This window comes from Oxalobacter aliiformigenes, assembly GCF_027116575.1.
In the GTDB taxonomy this organism is placed as follows: Bacteria; Pseudomonadota; Gammaproteobacteria; order Burkholderiales; family Burkholderiaceae_D; genus Oxalobacter; species Oxalobacter aliiformigenes.
This window is the reverse complement of the sequence record NZ_CP098252.1, coordinates 169,637-191,166: the sequence shown is the minus strand read 5'-3', so window position 1 is coordinate 191,166 and position 21,530 is coordinate 169,637. Positions and strand designations below refer to the sequence as shown.

The window sequence follows — 21,530 nt, the reverse complement described above, 5'->3', positions numbered from 1 at the left end:
GTGAGTTGTTTTCTGGGGAATGAAGATCCAATCAAATATCCTTGTGATTTCCCGATCAAGATTATGGGCGAAAAGAGAGATGATTTTGCCGATACCATTGCGGATGTCATACGATTGCACGATCCCTTGTTTGATGCGGCGACTCTGGGAATGCGTCTTTCTTCCAAAGGCAATTATCTGAGTCTGACTGCAACAGTCAATGCAACCAGTCGTGAGCAGCTGGACAATCTTTACAGGGCCTTGTCCTCCCATCCGATGGTAAAGGTGGTGCTTTGATAGTGAGTAAATACATTATGGTATTGCCGGATTATGCAGACTGATACGATATGGATGCGTCGGTTCGGACGGGTTCAGTATGAGCCGGTTTTCCATAAAATGATTGAATTTGCGCGGCGGAGAAGTTCTGCAACTCCCGATGAAATCTGGATAGTAGAGCATGATCCCGTTTTCACATTGGGGCAGGCTGCTGACAAAACCCATGTTCTGGATCCGCACGGTATTCCTGTATATGAAACGGATCGTGGTGGCGAAGTGACGTATCATGGGCCTGGTCAACTTGTTGTTTATTTGCTGATTGACTTGAAGCGCCGTTTCAGCAAATTGCCAGTTCGTGAACTCGTGTTCAAGATCGAGGGAGCCATTATTCGTACATTGTCAGCATTTGATATTGTTGGTGAACGCCGTACAGGAGCTCCTGGCGTTTATCTTCCCGCCGGGCCGGTTTATGGAAACAATCAGGGTGCGAAAATTGCTGCATTGGGTTTGAAGATCAAAAACAACGGTTGCATGTATCATGGATTCGCATTGAATGTCGCGATGAATCTCGAACCTTTCAAGTGGATCGATCCGTGTGGGTATAAAGGGCTTGCCGTTACCGATATGCGATCAGCAGGTTATTCCGGCAGTCTGGACGATGTTCAGCAGTCATTGATTGAATCGCTATCTTCAGAAATGGGATTCAGGATAAGGCCGGGTGATAATGGAGAAACAGTTCATGGCGATTGATCATGTTGGTAGTGAAAGAAAAGATTCTGCTTTTCAAAAGCAGAAAGGAGCCCTGAAGACGTCGAGGATACCCATCCGGATCCAGCCGGCCGAGAAATTACCGAAACCACCCTGGATCAGGGTTAAAGCCGGTTCCTATAATTCACACTTTTCTGAGGTCAAAAAACTGATCGCATCACATAAGCTGGTGACGGTATGCGATGAGGCAAGTTGTCCCAATCGCGGAGAATGTTACGGGAATGGCACGGCCGCTTTCATGATCATGGGCGACAAGTGCACGCGCAGATGTCCCTTTTGCGATGTCGCTCACGGCAGGCCCGACCCGCCTGATGAAAACGAACCTGAAAAACTGGCGGAAACCGTGGCTCTTCTTGGATTGTCATATGTTGTTCTGACTTCAGTGAACCGGGATGATCTCAAAGATGGTGGTGCGTCCCATTTTGTCGACTGTCTCAAGGCGATCAGAGCGGTTTCTCCGGAAACCAGAGTCGAAATATTGACACCGGATTTCAAAGGCCGGATGGATAAGGCCCTTGATTTGCTGTGCGCTTTTCCGCCGGATATATTCAATCATAATCTTGAAACGGTTCCTCGTCTCTATTTACAGGCAAGGCCGGGAGCGGATTATGATTTTTCATTGAAACTGTTGAAGGAATTCGGGAACAGATGCCCTCGTATTCCCACAAAATCGGGTCTGATGGTAGGACTTGGAGAAACTGACGAGGAGATTGTGCAAGTCATGGAGGATTTGCGAGCCCATCATGTTTCGATGCTGACGATCGGGCAGTATCTGATGCCTTCCCGGGATCATCTGCCGGTTTTGCGTTATGTCAGTCTGGAAGCATTTGAAAAGCTGGAGAAAATTGCCCATAAAATGGGGTTTGCCCACGCAGCGATAGGACCTCTGGTTCGGTCAAGCTATCATGCCGATTTGCAGGCAAAAAAAGCGGGCATGAAGTAATTCATTCCCGCTTTTTGGCCAGAAAGAGTTTGATCAGACCGCTCTTTCGATCAGATCGATTTCGTCAGGACTCAATCCGAAAAGCTCATAGACGATCAGATCGATTTCTTTTTCAGCTCTGGCGATATCCGCATTCATATTGAAGACCTTGTTTCTTTCCTGATAGAAATAATCGTTCCAGAGTTGAAGGTCATCTGCCGGAATATCCGTGTTGAAAGAATCGATGATTTCCGAGCGAAATGCATCAAATTCATGCACAAACCAGTTATGCAGTCGCTGAGTCAGCTTTGAGGACAAACCGTCGGGGAGCAAATTATAGGCAGTCATACCACGGAAATGCTTGATCAGATCATTTCTTGTCAATACCGTATCGTGGCAAAAATCAGAAAGCTGTCCCATACGGGCGCGAACGAGACCAGGAGCATCGGGAACCGGCAACTTTTCAATTCCGGATGCCGTCAATTCATAGGTTCCATCCGGTTTTCTGGTAGAACTGTTCCGGATCAGGTACCAGAGAACAGATGAATTCAGAAGAGCGACGAGATAGTAGTCCAGTTCCGTCGTATAAAAACTGGAATGATCATAAATTCCCCCGTTTTTGTCGATTGCAAAGGTCGGATCATGGGATTGTTTCGAAAATCCCAGTTTTGGGCTGAACATTTTTTCCGGATGTGCGCTGATATGCTGCAGTTCATACCATTTCTGGGTACCTGGTCTTTCTTCGAGCCGGTTTTTGAATGGCATCAAATGGTTTTTGATCGCCGGATAACTTTCGATGTCGTACAGGTTTTCTGGAGTGTAAATCAGCCAGAGCGACCGGGAGTCTGTCGTCCATTTATCCAGATCTTCTTTTTCGACATAAGGCTTGAGAATGTCCGCAGAGCGGGGATCCTCCTTGATCAATCTGTCTTTTGTTGTTTCATCGACGATGAATGCCTCATCCAGTCCCGTTACGATACCACGGTGAACCGGGCCGTACATTTCTTTGAGTGTCTGATAAGGTCCTTTCAGTTTTTCATTCAGGAAAAGCAGCGCACTCTCATGAAGCCATTGTGCCGTTTTGCCGGATAACAGGTTGATTGCATTCAACAAAACATAGAAACGGGAAAAGGCAGCATCATCCTGCAGCATTTCACTTAAAACGAAACGTTCATATACTTTTTCCTTACGGCGTGCAGGATACAGCCTGATTTCGTCCAGATTGGTTAACAGATAGAATCCGTCGCCCTGAAATTCAGCAAATTTCCACGCTTCGTCCTCAAAAGTCTTTTCTGTTTCCGGGGATATGCTGGATTCCGGTTCCAGTTTCAGGGCTGCTGCCGCTTTCTGATTGGCAGGCTGGAACTGGCCCAAAAGCAGATCGAAAAAATGATCAGGACTAGAATCAGGCTGAATGGTAATGGTGTTTCCGGATGCATTGTAACCGAGCAGTTTTTCCAGTATCCCGGCAGAAAAGGCGGAGACCCGGGATGCCTTGTCTTTTTTGTTGAGTTCGTCAAGGCTGCTGACCCATGTTTGCAATACCGTTTTCTGGGCACTCAGATCCAGTTGCTTTAATTCGGATTCTAATATTTGCGTATGGAAAAGTGATTTTGAAAGATTTTTTTGTATATTTTCCATCGATTTATCCCGTTAAAAAGTAGTTTGACGTTCAAAAAAACAAGTGTAATCGTTTATTGATTGAAAAAACAAGACAAAACTTCCCGATTGTTCAGGCCGGTTATTATCGAATTGATCCAGTGATATTTCAGCCAGACAATCAGGATCGTTGGGTTGAGTACAATAAAATGTATATGAGAGGAATCAGCCGGTCCACCTGTATTATTTTGTTTTTGAGGTTTTTGTTTTCGGAATCCTCGATTTTTCCTTCAGAGATTGTTGAACGAGTGTATCCATCACTTTCAGTGTTTGTACATGCATTTCCCCTTCAGACAAATCCATATTGTTTCCCGAGCTGACAATGGCCGGAGATGTCAGATATTTGCCATCGATAACAATCATGGGAACACCTTCGATCTCATAGGTGGATTGCATTTCCACCGCTTTGTTGCACAGCATCTGAACATAGAAAGAATTGTACATTTCCGTGAATTTTTTACGGTCAATTCCGTTATTTTCGATGAACCCGAATATCTGTTCGTCTGTTCTTAATGGGATTCTCTGGATTTGGATGGCATCGAAAATTTTATGGTGAAATTCATTTGTCAGGACATCCATTGCCGAAAGTGTATAGAACATTTTCTGATGAAGGGCCATTGATTCGCTGAACTTGACGGTAACCCTTTTGAAGACAACATCTTTTTTGTGTTTCCTTGCCCAGTTGGTCAGTGCTGTGTCGAAAGCATAGCAATGGGGGCAGAAATAACCGAAAAACTCTATCACTTCTATCTTGTCGCCCGTATCGGCCGGTTGGGGAACTTTCAGAATCTGGTAATCAACGTTCTTTTGGGGATTGGAAGGTGAGGCCATAGCGGAGATGGCCATGATACTGACCAACAGAACTGCTATCCAGCGTGAAAAAAGTTTGATCATGTTATTGCTTAACCGCACGGGTTACCGTTGTATTGATACCGTTTTGTTTCAGTTTGTTCTGGACGTTATTTGCTGCATTTCCTTTGTATGGACCCAAGCGTACACGATAAATAACTCCGGAATTTGATGATGCTTCAGAAATATGGGATTCAAAACCCAAAAGGGCAAGATTGCCGCGCATGTTTTCAGCTTCGTTTTTGTTCCGGAAAGCACCGGCCTGAAGATAATAAGCCGTTTTTTCTTCCGGAGACATTTGTGGCGATGCTGCGGCAACCGTCTGCTGTGCCGGTGTATTGGCCGGATTGTCCGCCGTAACAGGTAATGTCGGTCTGGGAGTTTCCTTTCCGTACAATGACTGGTTGGGATCGCTGGCAGATGCACTGGCTACAGCCGGAACCGGAGTGTTATCGGGTCTGTCTTTTCGTCCGGCAAATGGTATCGGGGTTTTGGTCACCATGAATGCGACGATGACGGCGATAACCAGACCCGTTATCAATCCGATGATGAAACCGAAAACAATACCACTTTTTTGTTTTTTCGAAGTTGCCATATCAAGCTCACATTTTGACGGGGGCCGAAACACCTAAAAGTACCAGTCCGTTACGGAGTACCTGTCTGGTCGCTTTCAGCAGAGACAGTCGCGCCAGTTTTGTCTTTTCATCGTCGACAAGGAATCGTTCGGCGTTGTAATAACCGTGAAGTTCGCCGGCCAATTCACGCAAATAAAAGGCGATCAGATGAGGACTCAGTTCATCCAGTGCGCGTACCAATATATCGGGGTAATCGGCCAGTTTGGTCAGCAGAGCGTTTTCATGTGAAGAAACAAGCGGTGAGAGATCGACGTTTTCCAGAATGGCTTCATCCCCTCCCCATTGCGCGAAAACAGAACAGATACGGGCATGCGCGTATTGCACATAATAAACAGGGTTTTCGTCAGATTGGGAAAGAGCGAGATCAACATCGAAAACAAATTCCGTATCGGCTTTTCTGGAGATGAGGAAAAAACGGACAGCATCTCTTCCCCTGACGATATCGCCGGCACCAGACCATTCGATAAGATCACGGACCGTAACATAAGAACCGGCACGCTTGGATATTTTGACTTCGGTGCCATCTTTCAGGACGGTTACCATTTTGTGCAAAACATAATCGGGAAAACCGGTGGGGATTCCCTGGTTGACAGCCTGCAATCCGGCGCGGACACGTGCTACGGTACCATGGTGGTCACTACCTTGCACGTTAATGACTTTGTCGAAACCCCGTTTCCATTTATTGATGTGATAGGCGACATCCGGCACGAAATAGGTGTAGGTCCCGTCGGTTTTTTTCATGACACGATCTTTGTCATCGCCGTATTCTGTCGTCCTGAGCCACAAGGCGCCTTCTTTTTCGAATGTCTTTCCTTCGCGGGTCAGGATGTCTACGGTTTCCTGGACTTTACCGTCCCGATACAGGGAAGATTCTAGAAAGAAATTGTCGAAATGTATGCCGAATGCGTTCAGATCGTTATCCTGTTCATTTCGGAGATAGGCTACAGAAAATTCACGGATCGATTTGAGATCATCCACATTTCCCGTACCCGTAACGGACGGACAGTTCTTTGCCGCGACAGTTTTTTTCGCCATAAAGTCACTGGCGATATCCGCGATATAATCACCGTTATAGGCACTCTCCGGCCAATCGGCATCTCCCGGTTTCAGACCTTTTGCACGTGCCTGAACGGACAGGGTCAGATTCTCGATCTGTACGCCAGCATCGTTGTAATAAAATTCACGGGTCACCGCATAACCCTGTGTTTCAAACAGGGCCGATATGGAATCTCCCAATGCGCCCTGTCGTCCATGACCGACATGAAGCGGCCCGGTCGGATTGGCAGAGACAAATTCGACCATGACTTTTTTCCCGGCTCCACGGTTGCCGTAACCGTATTTTTCCTTTTGCTCCATGACTGTCTTGACGACACGTTGTTTGGCGGCAGCGGTCAAGCGCAAATTGATAAAACCGGGACCGGCGATTTCGCCTGATTCAATCAGGTCTTTATGTGCAGGAGCGGTCAGAACGGAGTCAAGGATGGTTTGCGCGATTTCACGCGGATTTCTTTTCAGTGGTTTTGCCAGTTGCATGGCGATATTGCAGGCAATATCGCCATGGGAAGCGTCCCGTGGTCTTTCAAGCGAGATGACCGGATTTTTCGGAAGATTCTGTCCTTCGGTCAGGGAATCGACGGCATTCTGGAATAAACGGGTAATCTGTTGTTTTTGTTGAGCGAGCATGAAAATAGAAAAACTGTATTTGAGTAATTGCCGGTTAAGTCCAATTGGACTGTAAAGGGAAATTATACTGTTTCGCCCGGATTTCGTGGAAGATACGCAGGGGTGTTTTCATGGAAGCAAGGGAATACAAATGAAAAACGCCTGATAGGCATCAGGCGTCAAAACAGGAGAGTCATGGAGCGGACAAGGGTTTATCTCATCGGGCCACCACGGCGATATCGTGGATAGTACATGGACTCGTTGTCGAAGATTCTCTGTTGTTCCGGAGTCAGTTTGGCATAAAAAACTTTCAGGGCTGCCAATTGTTCCGTCAGTTCTTTTTCATGTGTTTTCATCCGGTCAATCATCGTTTGCATTCTTTCCGGTGCAGTCATTTTTTCGAGATCGGCACGGTACAAGGGTTTCCATGAATTTATATTTTTATCGACAATGGCGAGATAAGCTGTCCAGGCTTTTTCCTGTTCAGCATTCAGCTTGAGTTTGTCGTGCAAAGCAAGCTGACGCTGATGATGGTATTCTCTCCAGTGTTCATGATGACCGCGGTAAGGGCCGTCATGACCGACATAACAGTTTCCCGGACCACCTCCCATGTACATCGGGCAACCACCGTAAGTTTCGTCAGCAGACTGGGCAAATGCATTGGCCGAGAAACAGCTTGCGCCAAATCCCAGGGCAGCAATGCTTGCCACCAGATATTTGTTCAGTTTCTTCATACTATTTCCTTTCGCGATATTGAATTGATCGTCCGTATCTGGAATTAGTATATGATGTCCCGCCTTTTTGTGTCAGGTTTTGAACAAACGAATGTGTAACAGTTTGTCACCGATGATTCTGGTCAAAAAAGAGAGAATTAAAAACAGAATCCGGAAAAATGAAATTGATCGTCGGTATGGAAAAGCAAGTGGTGCGACCACCACTTGCTGTCAGGACTGGAAAATTCAGGCTTCGTATTTGTTGATGAGATGGCCGACGCCATCGATGACCACTTCGACTGTGCTGCCGGGCTTCATGGAACCGACGCCGACCGAAGTACCACAGGAAATGATATCGCCCGGTTCGAGAGTCATGTCGTGTGAGATCATGCTGACCAGCTTGAATGGGGGGAAAATCATGTCGCTGACCGGGTAATTCTGGCGTTCCTGACCATTCAGGATAGTCTTGATGACAAGTTTGTTCGGGTCATCGATTCCGGAAACGATACCCGGGCCGAAAGAGCCGAATGTATCGAAGCCCTTGGCACGTGTCCACTGGGCGAAAGTCGGATCCTTCTGGATCAGTTGCCCTGCTGTAACGTCATTGGAGCATGTATATCCGAAAATATAGTCAGGAGCTTCGGCTTCGGAAACTTCCTTACAGCGTTTGCCGATAACAATACCCAGTTCACCTTCGTAAACTACCTTGCCGTCATAGGAATTCGGTTTTTTGACGATATCACCATTGGCAATGTAGGAAGTGCTCGGTTTGAGAAGATAAAGCGGTTCTTCAGGAATGGCGACTCCAAGTTTGTTCGAGAGGGCAAAAAAGTTGTTCCACAACAGAATCATCTTGCTGGGAGAACAAGGTGTTAGGAGTTTGACATCAGCCAGTTTGACAGATTCGCCAGCCGGTTGTGGATTGTCAAACATGTTGCCGTTATATACAGAAATCGTATCTCCTTCAAGAGTACCGAATTTCACTGCATCGCCTTGTTGAAAGCGTACCCAAGTTTTCATCTTCTCTCCTTAGTAAACATTCAAGCCCTATCGGGTATCTTGAGAATAGTATTTTATAGACTGGAAACAGCATTTCCGGCTTCTGGCCGGCTGATTGTTGTTATCGACAGTCAGTCAAGATAGATCATCATAACCGAACTGGTGAAAAATTTGTATCGGCAATAAAAGAGTTTTCGCCTTTTTATCCTGACAAGCTCTTTGAATCCTAAAAAATACGGGTCAGCGAACAGATTACCGGACGATCTGAAGAAATCGTCCGGCTGATTCCTACATGAAAGAAATCATGATATCACCGAATTGGGATGTCGATACTTCCGTCGCATCATTCATCAGACGGGCGAAATCGCTGGTGACCTGTCTGGATGAGATGGCTTTCTGCATGGATGCAATTACCCTGTCCGCTGCTTCTGTCCAGCCGATATGTCGCAACATCATTTCAGCGGAAAGGATCAGTGAGCCCGGATTGACATTATTTTGTCCGGCAAGTGACGGAGCTGTACCGTGCGTTGCTTCAAAAATGGCAACGGAGTCCGAAATATTCGCTCCAGGAGCGATACCGATCCCACCAACCTGGGCGGCCAGGGCATCGGATATATAGTCGCCGTTCAGGTTCAGTGTTGCCAGAACGCTGAATTCTGCTGGACGTAACAGGATTTCCTGAAGAAAAGCGTCAGCCAGTACATCCTTGACAAGGATTTCCTTTCCGGTTTTGGGATTTCTGAATTTGCACCATGGTCCTTTACCGATTGTTTCTGCGCCGAATTCTCTTTTTGCCAAGGCATATCCCCAGTCGCGGAAGCTTCCTTCCGTGAACTTCATGATATTGCCTTTATGAATCAGTGTGACAGATGGCCGGTCGTTGTCGATGGCGTACTGGATAGCCTTGCGGACCAGCCGTTCCGTCCCTTCTTTGGAAACAGGTTTGATACCGATACCGGATGTTTGCGGAAACCGGATCTGGCTGACTCCCATTTCCTTGACCAGAAAATCGATCACTTTTTTGGCTTCCGGGGAACCTTCCGCCCATTCGATACCGGCGTAAATATCCTCGGTATTTTCACGGAAGATGACCATATCGGTTTTTTCCGGTTCACGCAGGGGAGAAGGAACGCCCTGGAAATAACGTACAGGGCGCAGGCAGACGTACAGGTCGAGACGTTGTCTCATGGCAACATTAAGGGAACGGATACCTCCACCGATCGGGGTGGTCAAGGGACCTTTGATCGAAATGACGAATTCTTTCAATGCATCCAGTGTTTCTTCCGGAAGCCAGACGTTTTCACCGTAGACTTTGAGTGATTTCTCTCCGGCATAAACTTCCATCCATTCAATTTTCCGCTTCCCGGCATAAGCTTTTTCAACGGCGGCATCAATTACCTTGCGCATGACAGGAGTGACATCGATACCGATGCCGTCACCTTCAATAAACGGGATGATGGGATGGTCAGAGACGTTCAGCGAAAAATCCGGATTTACCGTGATTTTTTCACCGGACAGGGGGACTTGAATGTGTTGGTACATCAGATTTCTCCGGATAAATAAACTTCAAAACCGACAATTTATAACAGATCGACGTTTATTTAAACTACTGCGCCGTCCGCATTGCCTTTTTCCTTGACCGGTTTGACCAGATCTTCACGTTTGATGCCGAGCCACATCGCAACTGCCGCAGCCACAAAAACAGATGAATAAATACCGAAACAGATACCGATTGTCAGGGCAAGAGCAAAATTGTGAAGTGTTGGTCCGCCGAAAATCATCATGGACAGTACCATTATTTGAGTACAACCGTGAGTAATGATCGTACGGGATGTAGTGCTGGTAATGGCATGGTTGACGACTTCCATAACACTTGCTTTTCGCATTTTCCGGAAGTTTTCACGGATACGGTCAAAAATGATGACGGATTCGTTAACGGAATATCCCAGAATGGCCAATATGGCTGCCAGAACCGGAAGCGAAAATTCCCATTCGAAAAAAGCGAAGAATCCCAGAATGATGACGATATCATGCAAGTTGGCGATGATTGCCGAAACGGCATATTTCCATTCGAACCGGAATGCCAGATAGATAATGATGCCGATGACGACCATTCCCAGTGCCATCAAACCATCATGTGTCAATTCATCTCCCACTTGCGGTCCGACAAATTCGACACGCTGAAGATGTGCATCCGGATTCTGTGCAATCAGGGCCGTCATGACTTTTTCACTTTGTTGCACGGAAGTCATGTCTTTCTGGACAGGCAAATTGATCATGACATCCTGGGCTCGGCCGAAGTTCTGTACCTGAAAATCGTTACCGAATCCCAGGTCGCGAACAGTATTGCGAATGCGGTCAAGGTCGGCCGCGTTTTTGTAAGTGACTTCCATAACAGTTCCACCGGTGAATTCGACTGAAAGATGGAGGCCCTTGTGCCACAGGAAAAAAACGGCTGCCAGAAAAGTGATAAATGAAATGATATTGAATATCAGCGCATGGCGCATGAAGGGAATATCTTTTTTGATTCGAAAGAATTCCATGTCGTATCCTGTTTTTTGTTTGAGTAAAGATTTTTATTTTTTAATACCAGAATCATCCGGTCTCCAGATTTGTCCAATGGACAGAGACGTCAGTTTCTTTCTTCTTCCATACCAGAGGTTGGCAAGGCCACGGGATACGAATACTGAAGAAAACAAGGAAGTGACGATACCGATGCAGTGGACTACCGCAAATCCGCGAATCGGGCCGGTTCCGAATATCAACAGGGCGATCCCTGCGATCAGGGTAGTGACATTGGAGTCCAGAATGGTTGACCATGCATGGCCGAAACCGTTTGCAATTGCCGATTGGGGACTGTTGTTGCCTCTCAATTCTTCCCGGATTCGCTCATTGATCAATACGTTCGAGTCGATCGCCATGCCGAGTGCCAGCGCAATGGCGGCAATACCGGGCAAAGTAAGCGTGACTTGCATAAGCGACAGTATGGCAATCAGCAGCAGAACATTCACTGACAAGGCAATGACGCTGAAAAAGCCGAAAACCATATAGTAAAGAATCATAAATATCGAAACGGCAAGGAATCCATACAGAGTCGACAAAAATCCTTTGGTGATGTTTTCAGCCCCCAATTGTGGTCCGATCGTTCTTTCTTCGATGATCTGCATCGGTGCCGCAAGTGAACCGGCCCGAAGCAGCAAGGCTAGATCTGTTGCCGCTTCCGGCGTGTCCATGCCGGTGATCTGGAATTTCGAACCGAGTTCGTCACGAATGGACGCAACGGTCAGGACTTCACCTTTTCCTTTTTCGAACAGAACGATAGCCATCAACTTGCCGATTTTGCCACGGGTAGCCTGACGCATTTTTCTGCCGCCATCGCCGTTCAGGTCGATGCTGACGGCCGGTTGCTGGTATTGGTCGAAGCTGGCGGAAGCGTTCGAAATATATTCACCGGTCAATACGGGTTCCTTGTAAAGGATGACAGGTGTTCCTTTGCCCTGTCTGAAAATTTCGGAACCGAGAGGAACCGCAACGCTTTCTTCCGTGCCCCGCGTGATCGATTCGTCAACCATTCTGACTTCCAGCGTTGCGGTACGGCCAATAATATCCTTCGCCCGTGAAACGTCCTGGACACCCGGCAGTTGAACAACAATCCGGTCAGCTCCCTGCTGCTGTATGACCGGTTCATTGACACCGAGTTCATTTACCCGTTTGGACAGCGTCGCAATGTTCTGCTTGACGCTGTTTTCCCTGATCTGTTTGATGGCATCCGGGCTCAATGCAATGATCAGCTTGTTGTTTCCGGCTTCTTCCCGCAATGTAATCTCGGAAAGCTGGTCGGAAAGAACCCTTTCAGCACGCTGGCGTGTTTGCGGATCGTTGAACTGCAGTTCGACTGTATCACGGGCACGCATGAGCCCGGAATAACGGATATTGTTTTCACGCAGCAGATTTCTTGCCGAAATCTGCAATCCCTGTATTCTGGAGTTGATCGCCGCATCGACATCAACTTGCATGAGGAAATGAACGCCTCCGCGAAGGTCAAGGCCAAGGTACATGGGTAATGCATGCAGACTCTGGAGCCATTGGGGAGTGTTTGGCAGTAGATTGAAGGCAATGCTGTATGTCGGATCTTCCGGATTGGTGTTGAGCCTGTTTTCCAGTATTTCTTTTGCCCTGAACTGGATATCCGTGTTCGTGAACCGGACCTTGACAGTGGAATGCATGCCGCTGGCATCGAAATAGATACCGTCCATAGGAATATCGTTGTCTTGAAGAATCTGTTCTATCTGTCCCATCATTTGAGTATCGATCTTGACAGTGGATCGTACACTGCTGATCTGGACAGCAGGTGATTCTCCGAAAAGGTTGGGCAATGTGTAGATGATGCCGAAGATGACGGCAAAAACGATGATGAGATATTTCCAGAGGGGGTAACGGTTCATGATTTAACGTCGGGAAAGCATAGGGCTGGTACGGACAACGGGCAGTAACGGCTGGTCGTCAGTCAGAGGTTTTCGATAGTCCCGTTGGGGAGCATGGAAACAATGGAAGTTTTCTGAATGATGATTTCTGTTCCTTCCGAAATTTCGAGGGTAATAAAATTGTCGGTCACTTTCGTGATTTTTCCGACAATACCTCCTGCCGTGAGAACTTCATCGCCAACTGCCAGTGCACTGAGCATGTCTCGCTGTTCCTTTTGTTTTTTCTGTTGGGGCCGTATCATCAGAAAATAAAGCAGGACGAACAAAAGCAGAAACGGAAGATAACTTCCGATACTGTCCAGTGAAAATCCGGAAGAAGCGGATTGAGCATAAGCATTGGTAATAAACATGTATTCTCCAAGTCGGATTTTGATTAACTCAGGATTCTAGCACTATGTGCGGCGTTTTCATGCATTTGTGGAGGTTGCGATGGAAATCCGTCAGACGATGGTACAGCCCGGGCTAGAAGGATGGAGCGGGTGAACAGGGGTTCGGAGTACCGCGTCCGTCTGTTTCAATGATAAGAATTCCGTTCAGATTCCTCTTTGTCGTTGCGCATGAAACTGTGCAGTAAATTCGTCAAAGCGGTTGGCATCGATGGCGTCACGCATTTCTTTCATGAGTTGCAGGTAATAATAGAGATTGTGGATCGTGCCCAGTTGCGCGCCCAGAATTTCGCCGACCCGATTCAGGTGATGCAGGTAGGCCCTGGAAAAATGACGGCAGGTATAACACTGGCAGGTTTCATCCAGAGGTTGCCGATCGTTTTTGTATCGTGCATTACGTATGCGGATATCCCCGAAACGGGTGAACAGCCAGCCGTTTCGGGCGTTACGTGTCGGCATGACGCAGTCGAACATGTCGATTCCGTTGCCAACGCCGGCGACCAGATCTTCGGGGGTGCCTACTCCCATCAGATAGTGGGGCAGGTCGGCGGGGAGACGGTTGCCGATATGTTTCAGGATCCTGAACATCTCTTCCTTGGGTTCTCCTACTGAAAGGCCACCGATCGCGATACCATGAAAACCGATATCGGTCAGTCCGGCAAGCGATTCATCCCGCAGATCGGTATACATGCCTCCCTGTACGATACCGAACAGCGCATTGGGATTTCCGTGACTTTCGAATTCGTTTTTCGACCGTTGTGCCCAGCGCAGGGAAAGACGCATGGATTGTGCCGCCTCGTCCCTGGTTGCAGGCCGGTCATTGATCAGATAGGGGGTGCATTCATCGAACTGCATGACGATATCGGAATTCAACACATGCTGGATTTGCATGGAAATTTCCGGTGACAAAAACAGTTTGCTTCCGTCAATGGGGGATGCGAATCTGACACCTTCTTCGCTGATCTTGCGCATGGCGCCAAGCGAGAAAACCTGGAATCCGCCCGAGTCGGTCAGTATGGGCCGGTTCCAGCCGATGAACTGGTGAAGTCCGCCGAACTGGCGAATGGTATCGAGTCCCGGACGCAGCCAGAGGTGAAAGGTATTGCCCAATATAATCCGGGCATCGATGTCGTTAAATCCGCCGGTGACATGGCCTTGACAGAGCCGTATGTACCGACCGGCATGAATATGGGGGTTTCGATTGTTCCGTGAGTCAGTTTCAGGCGCCCTCTTCTGGCATTTCCGTCTGTATTTAAAAGTTCGAATTCAAGCATGAAATCCCTGTTGACAAATTCAAATGGATGAGTCTTTTCTGCATTTCAGCAGCATGGCATCGCCGTAACTGAAAAAACGGTATCGCTTCCGGACGGCATGAGCGTATACCTTGCGGATCCGTTCATATCCGGCAAAAGCGGAAACCAGCATCAGCAGTGTGGATTTCGGCAAATGAAAATTGGTTACCAGATGATCGACTGTCCGGAAACGGTATCCGGGAGTGATAAACAGGGATGTTTCATTATTTCCCGATGCCAGCTGTCCGGTTTGTGATGCGGATTCCAGTGCACGAAGACTGGTTGTTCCGATTGCCACAACTTTCTTTTTCTTTTCTTTTGCCAGTTTGATGGCGTCTGCTGTTTCTTGCGGAATGGTATACCATTCCGTGTGCATTTTATGTTCGGATAGATTTTCATTTCTGACCGGCTGGAAAGTTCCGGCGCCGACGTGCAAAGTCAGATAAGCCAGGCGTATCCCTTTTTGCTCGAGTTTCGCAAGAAGTTCCTCGTCGAAATGAAGCCCGGCCGTCGGTGCCGCCACGGCGCCCGGCTCCCTGGCGAAAACGGTCTGGTATCGTTTCTCGTCATAAGCATTGGCCGCTCTGTCAATATAAGGGGGAAGAGGCAGATGTCCATGATTATCCAGAACAGGAAAAATGTCGGATGGAAAACGAAGGATATAGAATTCCCCTTCTCTTCCCTTGACGGTTACTTCCAGTTCATCATCAATAAGAACCGTGCTGTTATCTTTGGGTGATTTGGATGCACGTATTTTTGCCAGTGCCGTCTGGTTGTCCAGAATGCGTTCGATCAGGATTTCGATTTTTCCGCCTGTTTTCTTGGAACCGAAAAATCGGGCCTTGAGCACTTTTGTATTGTTGAATACCAGCAGGTCGTCTTTGTCCAGGTAGTCGATCAGATGGTGGAAATGGGTATCGACCAGTTTGTCGTCCTCGACGATCAAAAGATTGGAGGCGCTGCGTTTTTCCAAAGGAAATTGCGCGATCAATTCCTCCGGCAGTTCGTAATCGAAATCGGAAAGTGAATACATAAAAAACTCATCCGTAAAAGCGGATGGCAGAAATCTTGTTATGAAATACGATGAAAGACGCCAGTATAGCCGTGTTTATTGTCGGGAATAAGTCCGACCGTATATTTCTGTCATTTCGGCAAGGTATCCGGAAGGCCATGATTTTACCTGTTCCCAGTCGAAACGCCATTCCCAGGATCCCGTCTTGTCACCGGGCCGGTTCATCCGGCCGGAAGAGTCCAGTCCAAGGATATCCTGATAAGGCGTCAAGGCAATTGCGGCGGTGGATGACCAGGCCGCTCTGATCATGTCCCAGTTTATCCATTCTCCATTGATGCTTAGATAACGGCGTACCAGGTCCCGGTTCTGTTCGGGCAGACTGTTCCACCATCCCTTGGTGGTGTCGTTATCGTGCGTACCGGTATAAACGACAGTATCGTGATCGTAATTGTATGGCAGGTAAGGATTGGCAGGGTTGAGATCGAACGCGAACTGGAGAATCCGCATGCCCGGCAATTCATATTGTTTGCGAAGCTCGTCAACTTCCCGGGTGATTACACCCAGATCTTCGGCAATAAATCGAAGAGAGCCGAATTCTTTTTTCATGGCCTCGAAAAAGTCGCTTCCGGGCCCATTCATCCATTTACCCCGTGCGGGAATCCCGGTATCTGCCGGTATGGCCCAGTACGCCTGGAAGCCCCGGAAATGGTCAAGCCGGATATAATCATACATGTCCATCATGTGTTTCATACGCTTTATCCACCAGTCATAGCGCGTGTCGGCATGCTTTTTCCAGTTGTACAAAGGATTGCCCCAGTGTTGGCCGCTATCGCTGAATTTGTCCGGTGGAACTCCCGCGACTGTCCGTGGATATCCCGAATCATCCAGATCGAAAAGTTCGGGATTGGCCCAGACATCGGCGCTGTTCAAGGAAACGAAAATGGGAATATCTCCGATGATGTCGATACCCTTTGAATGAGCATAAGCACGCAAGGCATCCCATTGCCGGTAGAAGCACCACTGGCAGAATTTCCAGAAGCGTATTTCATGATCGTTCTGGGAAACAAAAGAAGCCATGGCAACCGGATCGCGTCTGGCGAGAGGCTTGGGCCATGTTTGCCATATCGGACCGTGAATCTCGCTGATTGTCCTGAAAAGGGCATACGTCTCCAGCCAAAAGCCGGATTTGAGGCAAAAGGCCTGAAAAGAGCGTTTTGACGTTTCATCTGCCGTTTCAAAAAAACGTCCGGCGGCAAGCTTCAGGCGTGATGTCCTGAAATCGATTATGGCAGGAAAGTTGATACGATACTTTTCGAAAGATGTGCAGGGAACCAGGTCTTCGTTTTTCAGCCAGCCTTCATCCCGAAGCGCTTCCAGTCCGATCAGAAAGATATTGCCGGCAAAAGCGGACGGGCTCATATAAGGAGAGTTTCCGGTACCGATATCGCACAGGGGGAGAATCTGCCAAAGGGACTGGCGGGCGGAGAAAAGCCAGTCTACGAAATAATAGGCATCCCGACCAAAATCTCCTGAACCGAAAGGACCCGGCAGTGATGTGGGATGCAACAGGATTCCGCTGCGGCGAGGTAAATTCATAAAATTTTTTCGCAGAAAAATGAAAAGCTTACTTATTATGACTGAATCAGGCATGATAATGGGATTTTCATGCGATTTAACGAAATTCCGGGATGATTCCGGAGCTTCAGAACGATACGGAATATCCATGCATGATTCTATTTTCGCTGTTGGTTTTTGCTGATCATGAAAAAACTGGAACGTCTCGGTATCCGGACGGATATGGAACTGGTGTTGCATTTGCCGTCCCGTTATGAAGATGAAACAAAACTGACGGATATCTCGGACGCAATATTTCGCCGGACAGGACCGGTTCAGGTTGAAGGTGTCATTACCATGTCTGAAGTGCAGTATCGCCCCAGACGGCAACTTGTTGTGTTCATTTCGGATGAGACCGGTACGCTTGTGTTGCGCTTCCTCCATTTTTATCCCAGTCAGATCAAGCAGCTTTCCAGTGGAAAACGGATTCGGGTCCGTGGGGAATTGAGACAGGGATATAACGGAGCGGAAATGGTTCATCCCGCTTATCGCATGGTCGAGGAAAGTACACCGCTTCCTGATGCCCTGACACCTGTTTATCCATCGTGTGAAGGGATCTCGCAGAATTATCTCCGCAAGGAAATCGCGATCTGCCTGAAAAAACTGGATCTTGCCGATACCTTGCCTGAAACATTGCTGGCGGAGTTGAGACTCCCCGGTTTTTCCGAAGCTGTCCGTTTTTTGCATAATCCTCCAGCCGATACAGATGAAAGTGCATTGCTTGACCGGACTCATCCCGCGTGGATACGAATGAAATTCGACGAATTGCTTGCACAACAATTGTCAATGCGACGTGCACAGCTGGCACGGTGCAGGCAGAAAGCCCATCCATTTCATTTGTCAGGAAAACTGGTAGAGGAATTTGTTCATCATCTGTCTTTCAGACTGACGAAAGCGCAACAAAAGGTCGTTTCGGAAATACGCAGGGATCTGGGCAGGAATTATCCGATGCAAAGGCTGCTTCAGGGAGATGTCGGTAGCGGCAAAACCGTTGTCGCTGCTATTGCAGCCCTGCAAGTGATCGGTAACGGGTATCAGGTTGCCATGATGGCACCCACGGAGATACTTGCCGAACAGCATTACCACCGGTTGTCAGAATGGATGACAACGCTTGGTTTGTCCGTTGTCTGGATGAGTGGTAGCATGAAGAAAAAAGAGCGGGAAACGGTCCTTTCCGCGATTGAATCCGGTCAGGCGCAATTCATAGTCGGTACGCATGCATTGATTCAGGATACGGTCCGGTTTGCAGGTCTGGGCCTGGTTATCATTGATGAGCAGCACCGGTTCGGCGTCGGCCAGCGTCTTGTTCTGAGAAACAAGGGAGATACGCAATCCGAGATACCGCACCAGTTGATGATGAGTGCCACACCTATTCCACGAACACTGGCCATGACATTTTATGCGGATTTGGATGTATCGGTTATCGGCGAATTGCCTCCAGGCCGCAAACCGGTCATTACCCGGCTGATCAATCAGGAAAGAAGGGATGAAGTCATCGGCCGCGTTCACGCGGCAGCCATGCAAGGCAGGCAGATTTACTGGGTTTGTCCCCTGATTGAAGAATCCGAAAGTCTTCAGCTTCAGACAGCGGTGGATACCCATGCCATGTTGATGGAAACGCTTGAAGGATTATCGGTCGGACTGGTGCATGGCAGAATGAAGTCCGAGGAAAAACAGCAAATCATGAAGGAGTTTCTGGAGGGGAAAATACAGGTCCTTGTTGCCACTACCGTTATCGAGGTCGGTGTTGATGTTCCGAATGCATCGCTGATGGTGATAGAACATGCCGAACGTTTCGGCCTGTCGCAACTCCATCAATTGAGGGGACGGGTCGGACGTGGTGATGCCGAAAGCGTTTGCTTGCTGTTGTATCAGAGTCCATTGGGGAAAACGGCGAAACAAAGACTGGTGACAATGCGTGAGACGAATGATGGGTTCATGATTGCGCAGCGTGATCTTGAAATTCGGGGGCCGGGAGAATTTCTCGGTGCCAGACAGTCAGGGCAGGCCGTGCTCAGGTTTGCCGATCTCGAAAAAGATGGCGATCTGATCGAAAAGGCTGCGGCGTTGGCCGGATCATTATTGAAAGGCGAAATGGCGGATGCTGACAGGATCGTTTCCGCTCATTTACAGCGGTGGCTGGATAACCGGGAAGAATTTCTGAACGTCTAGTCGTATCGAGAAAATGAGAGTCAGTTGGATGACAGTGAATTTTTGAAAAGATATGGGAAATCGTCTGTTACTTTATTGGCGTCTGGTCCGGATGGACAAACCGGTCGGGACATTATTACTTTTGTGGCCGACCTTGTGTGCCCTGTGGATTGCTTCCAATGGCAAGCCTCCCGTTTCGCTAGTGGTCATATTTTCCCTTGGAACCGTACTGATGCGATCAGCCGGATGCGCTATCAACGATTTTGCGGACCGGCATTTTGACCGGTATGTCAAACGAACCGCAGACCGTCCACTGACTTCAGGAAAACTGAAGCCGTCGGAAGCAATCGGAGTGGCGGTTGTTTTGTCTGTCTTGTCTTTTTTTCTGGTGTCGTTCTTGAACGGACTTACCATCGCTCTTTCATTCGTGGCACTTTTTGTCGCGGCGACTTATCCTTTTTTCAAACGTTTTTTTGCATTGCCTCAGGCTTATTTGGGAGTCGCGTTCGGTTTCGGTATCCCGATGGCATTCGCTGCGGTTATGAATCAGGTTCCTCCGATTGCATGGCTTTTGTTATTGGGCAATGTATTCTGGGCACTGGCATATGATACTGAGTATGCCATGGTGGATCGTGACGACGACTTGAAAATCGGGATTTGTACATCGGCCATAACATTCGGCCGTTTCGATGTGCTGGCCGTGATGTTCTGCTATTTGATGATGTTGTCGATCGTTTTGCTGGCAGGATGGTATGAACAGTTTGGAATAGGGTTCTTTGCAGGATGGTGTGGCGCGTTTTGCTGTGTCTTTTATCATTACAGCCTGATCAGAAACAGAGAACGTCATGGCTGTTTTCAGGCGTTTAATCATAATAATTGGCTGGGAGCTTTCATATTTGGCGGCATAGTGCTGGACTACGCATTGCGGTGAGGTTATCCTATGAAAAGACCATGACATTTTTGGCGATTGTAATGCTTGTCTGTTAAATTGTTTATGTCTGAATAAAGGCTTTTCACTCAACTTTGACAGGAAGGGAAAGAATATGGAAATTCTGGAAAATGCCGGGCAATCCGGTAGCAAAATCATGGGCAGTCTGAAATCGATTATCAGTGATGCCGAAAAGGTGTTGGAAAACAGTACCGCTCAGGGAAGTGAAAGTTATCAGAATGCCAAGAAGAAACTGGAATCGACTATTTCCGATGCCAAGTTTGTCCTTCGGGAGCTGAACGATGTCGTTGTGACCAAGGCAAAGGACGCGGCTGTCTGTACAGCGGAATTCGCCAAGGAAAATCCCTGGAAAACCGTCGGTATCGTTGCTGCCGTGAGTGTTCTGGTCGGAGTTCTGATCGCGCGTTCAAGAAAATAAATCAGACAGACAATGGCATTGGTCGATAACTTTGCGAAGGTGGCTGGTACGTTGCTTGCCATCGTGAAAACACGGGCTGAACTGATCGCAATCGAGCTGGAAGAGGAATGGGTTCGTCTTCTGTCTTATTTGTTGTTGTCTTTGTCAGCCCTGTTTTGCCTTGCGCTGACGGTGTTTCTTGCCGTCATACTGGTTATCGTGCTTTGCTGGGATTCCTGTCGTATTCCGGCGATTGTCGGCATGATGGTCTTTTTCGGTTTGTTAACCGGCATAATCTGGTGGAGTGTCCGCCGCAGTTTCCGCCGGAAACCAAGGCTGCTTGAACTGACGCGGCAGGAAATCGCCAAAGATATCGACCGTCTGACACCTTCTGCATGATAATGCACGCAAATATGACTGACTTATGGTTGAACCATCCGGAAAACTGACACAACGCAAAGCCGAACTTCTTGTTCAGAGCGCATTGCTAAGGGAAAAGCTGGCAGTAGAAGCGCTGTCCCTGATACAGATGCCCGATGCTGTGTCTAAAGGGCTGAATTTATGGCACAAGTTCAGCCTGATCGGGAGAAAACCGATACTTGTGGGTACTCTCCTTCTGGTTTTTCTGGCGATAAAACCGCGTCGTATCGTTTCATGGCTGCTTTCCGCGACGGTCCTTTTCAAAACATGGCGGCGTTTCGGGCCGTTTATCATGCCTGTCATCAGCTATCTGGCAAGACGTATCAAATGATTATCCTGTTTCTCGAAAAGTAATTGCCGGTT

Annotated in this window: 20 protein-coding genes and 1 pseudogene; 8 read left to right on the top strand and 13 right to left on the bottom strand. The window is 48.0% G+C overall.

The window, feature by feature from the left end; genetic code table 11:
- From NB647_RS00950 to lipA, 3 genes are read left to right on the top strand one after another with little or no spacing between them, the layout of a single operon-like run.
- Positions 1–276 (top strand): HP0495 family protein, encoded by a 276-nt coding sequence (locus NB647_RS00950; protein WP_269283698.1) that lies wholly within the window; start codon positions 1–3, stop codon positions 274–276.
- A 33-nt stretch (positions 277–309) separates the two neighbouring features.
- Positions 310–1,005: a lipoyl(octanoyl) transferase LipB gene (gene lipB, locus NB647_RS00945; protein WP_269283695.1), complete on the top strand. Its 696-nt coding sequence runs from the start codon at positions 310–312 to the stop codon at positions 1,003–1,005.
- Entirely contained in the window at positions 995–1,966 is a 972-nt protein-coding gene (gene lipA / locus NB647_RS00940) for a lipoyl synthase (RefSeq protein WP_269283693.1), read from the top strand. Before lipB ends, lipA begins: the two co-directional genes overlap by 11 nt.
- A 33-nt stretch (positions 1,967–1,999) precedes the next feature.
- Here the strand turns inward: lipA and NB647_RS00935 are convergent, their stop codons facing one another.
- From NB647_RS00935 to malQ, 13 genes and pseudogenes are all read right to left on the bottom strand, one after another.
- Positions 2,000–3,586 (bottom strand): DNA methyltransferase family protein, encoded by a 1,587-nt coding sequence (locus NB647_RS00935; protein ID WP_269283690.1) that lies wholly within the window; start codon positions 3,584–3,586, stop codon positions 2,000–2,002.
- Positions 3,587–3,787: 201 nt separating this feature from the next.
- On the bottom strand, positions 3,788–4,498 hold the full coding sequence (locus tag NB647_RS00930) for a thiol:disulfide interchange protein DsbA/DsbL (RefSeq protein WP_269264678.1): 711 nt from the start codon (positions 4,496–4,498) through the stop codon (positions 3,788–3,790).
- 1 nt (position 4,499) lies between these two features.
- Positions 4,500–5,048: an SPOR domain-containing protein gene (locus NB647_RS00925; protein WP_269283688.1), complete on the bottom strand. Its 549-nt coding sequence runs from the start codon at positions 5,046–5,048 to the stop codon at positions 4,500–4,502.
- A gap of 7 nt (positions 5,049–5,055) precedes the next feature.
- Complete coding sequence (gene argS / locus NB647_RS00920; RefSeq protein ID WP_269283686.1) at positions 5,056–6,771, bottom strand: arginine--tRNA ligase; 1,716 nt, start codon at positions 6,769–6,771, stop codon at positions 5,056–5,058.
- A 191-nt stretch (positions 6,772–6,962) separates the two neighbouring features.
- Entirely contained in the window at positions 6,963–7,484 is a 522-nt protein-coding gene (locus NB647_RS00915; protein ID WP_269283684.1) for a Spy/CpxP family protein refolding chaperone, read from the bottom strand.
- A 225-nt stretch (positions 7,485–7,709) separates the two neighbouring features.
- On the bottom strand, positions 7,710–8,483 hold the full coding sequence (locus NB647_RS00910; protein ID WP_269264674.1) for a fumarylacetoacetate hydrolase family protein: 774 nt from the start codon (positions 8,481–8,483) through the stop codon (positions 7,710–7,712).
- A gap of 267 nt (positions 8,484–8,750) precedes the next feature.
- Entirely contained in the window at positions 8,751–10,004 is a 1,254-nt protein-coding gene (gene icd / locus NB647_RS00905) for an NADP-dependent isocitrate dehydrogenase (RefSeq protein ID WP_269283681.1), read from the bottom strand.
- A 59-nt stretch (positions 10,005–10,063) separates the two neighbouring features.
- Positions 10,064–11,005, bottom strand: a complete 942-nt coding sequence (gene secF, locus NB647_RS00900) for a protein translocase subunit SecF (protein WP_269283679.1) — start codon at positions 11,003–11,005, stop codon at positions 10,064–10,066.
- Between the two features lie 33 nt (positions 11,006–11,038).
- A complete protein-coding gene (gene secD, locus NB647_RS00895) occupies positions 11,039–12,907 on the bottom strand; it encodes a protein translocase subunit SecD (protein WP_269264671.1) in 1,869 nt (622 codons plus the stop codon).
- 62 nt (positions 12,908–12,969) lie between these two features.
- Positions 12,970–13,296: a preprotein translocase subunit YajC gene (gene yajC, locus NB647_RS00890; RefSeq protein WP_269264670.1), complete on the bottom strand. Its 327-nt coding sequence runs from the start codon at positions 13,294–13,296 to the stop codon at positions 12,970–12,972.
- A 183-nt stretch (positions 13,297–13,479) separates the two neighbouring features.
- A pseudogene (gene tgt / locus NB647_RS00885) lies at positions 13,480–14,606 on the bottom strand (tRNA guanosine(34) transglycosylase Tgt).
- A 19-nt stretch (positions 14,607–14,625) separates the two neighbouring features.
- Complete coding sequence (gene queA, locus NB647_RS00880) at positions 14,626–15,657, bottom strand: tRNA preQ1(34) S-adenosylmethionine ribosyltransferase-isomerase QueA (protein ID WP_269283677.1); 1,032 nt, start codon at positions 15,655–15,657, stop codon at positions 14,626–14,628.
- Positions 15,658–15,732: 75 nt separating this feature from the next.
- Positions 15,733–17,286, bottom strand: a complete 1,554-nt coding sequence (gene malQ, locus NB647_RS00875; protein WP_269283676.1) for a 4-alpha-glucanotransferase — start codon at positions 17,284–17,286, stop codon at positions 15,733–15,735.
- Between the two features lie 111 nt (positions 17,287–17,397).
- Between malQ and recG the strand changes: the two genes are divergently transcribed.
- The 5 genes from recG to NB647_RS00850 all read left to right on the top strand — a co-directional run bounded on the left by recG (position 17,398) and on the right by NB647_RS00850 (position 21,498).
- The gene (gene recG, locus NB647_RS00870; protein ID WP_269283674.1) at positions 17,398–19,422 is read left to right on the top strand and encodes an ATP-dependent DNA helicase RecG; all 2,025 of its coding nucleotides are present in this window, start codon (positions 17,398–17,400) and stop codon (positions 19,420–19,422) included.
- A gap of 52 nt (positions 19,423–19,474) precedes the next feature.
- Positions 19,475–20,332, top strand: a complete 858-nt coding sequence (gene ubiA, locus NB647_RS00865; protein ID WP_269283671.1) for a 4-hydroxybenzoate octaprenyltransferase — start codon at positions 19,475–19,477, stop codon at positions 20,330–20,332.
- 112 nt (positions 20,333–20,444) lie between these two features.
- A complete protein-coding gene (locus NB647_RS00860; protein ID WP_269264664.1) occupies positions 20,445–20,768 on the top strand; it encodes an ElaB/YgaM/YqjD family protein in 324 nt (107 codons plus the stop codon).
- Positions 20,769–20,780: 12 nt separating this feature from the next.
- On the top strand, positions 20,781–21,146 hold the full coding sequence (locus NB647_RS00855) for a phage holin family protein (RefSeq protein WP_269264663.1): 366 nt from the start codon (positions 20,781–20,783) through the stop codon (positions 21,144–21,146).
- 25 nt (positions 21,147–21,171) lie between these two features.
- Positions 21,172–21,498 carry a hypothetical protein gene (locus tag NB647_RS00850; RefSeq protein ID WP_269264662.1) on the top strand — a complete coding sequence of 109 codons (327 nt, stop codon included), beginning with the start codon at positions 21,172–21,174 and terminating at the stop codon, positions 21,496–21,498.
- Positions 21,499–21,530: the final 32 nt, after the last annotated feature.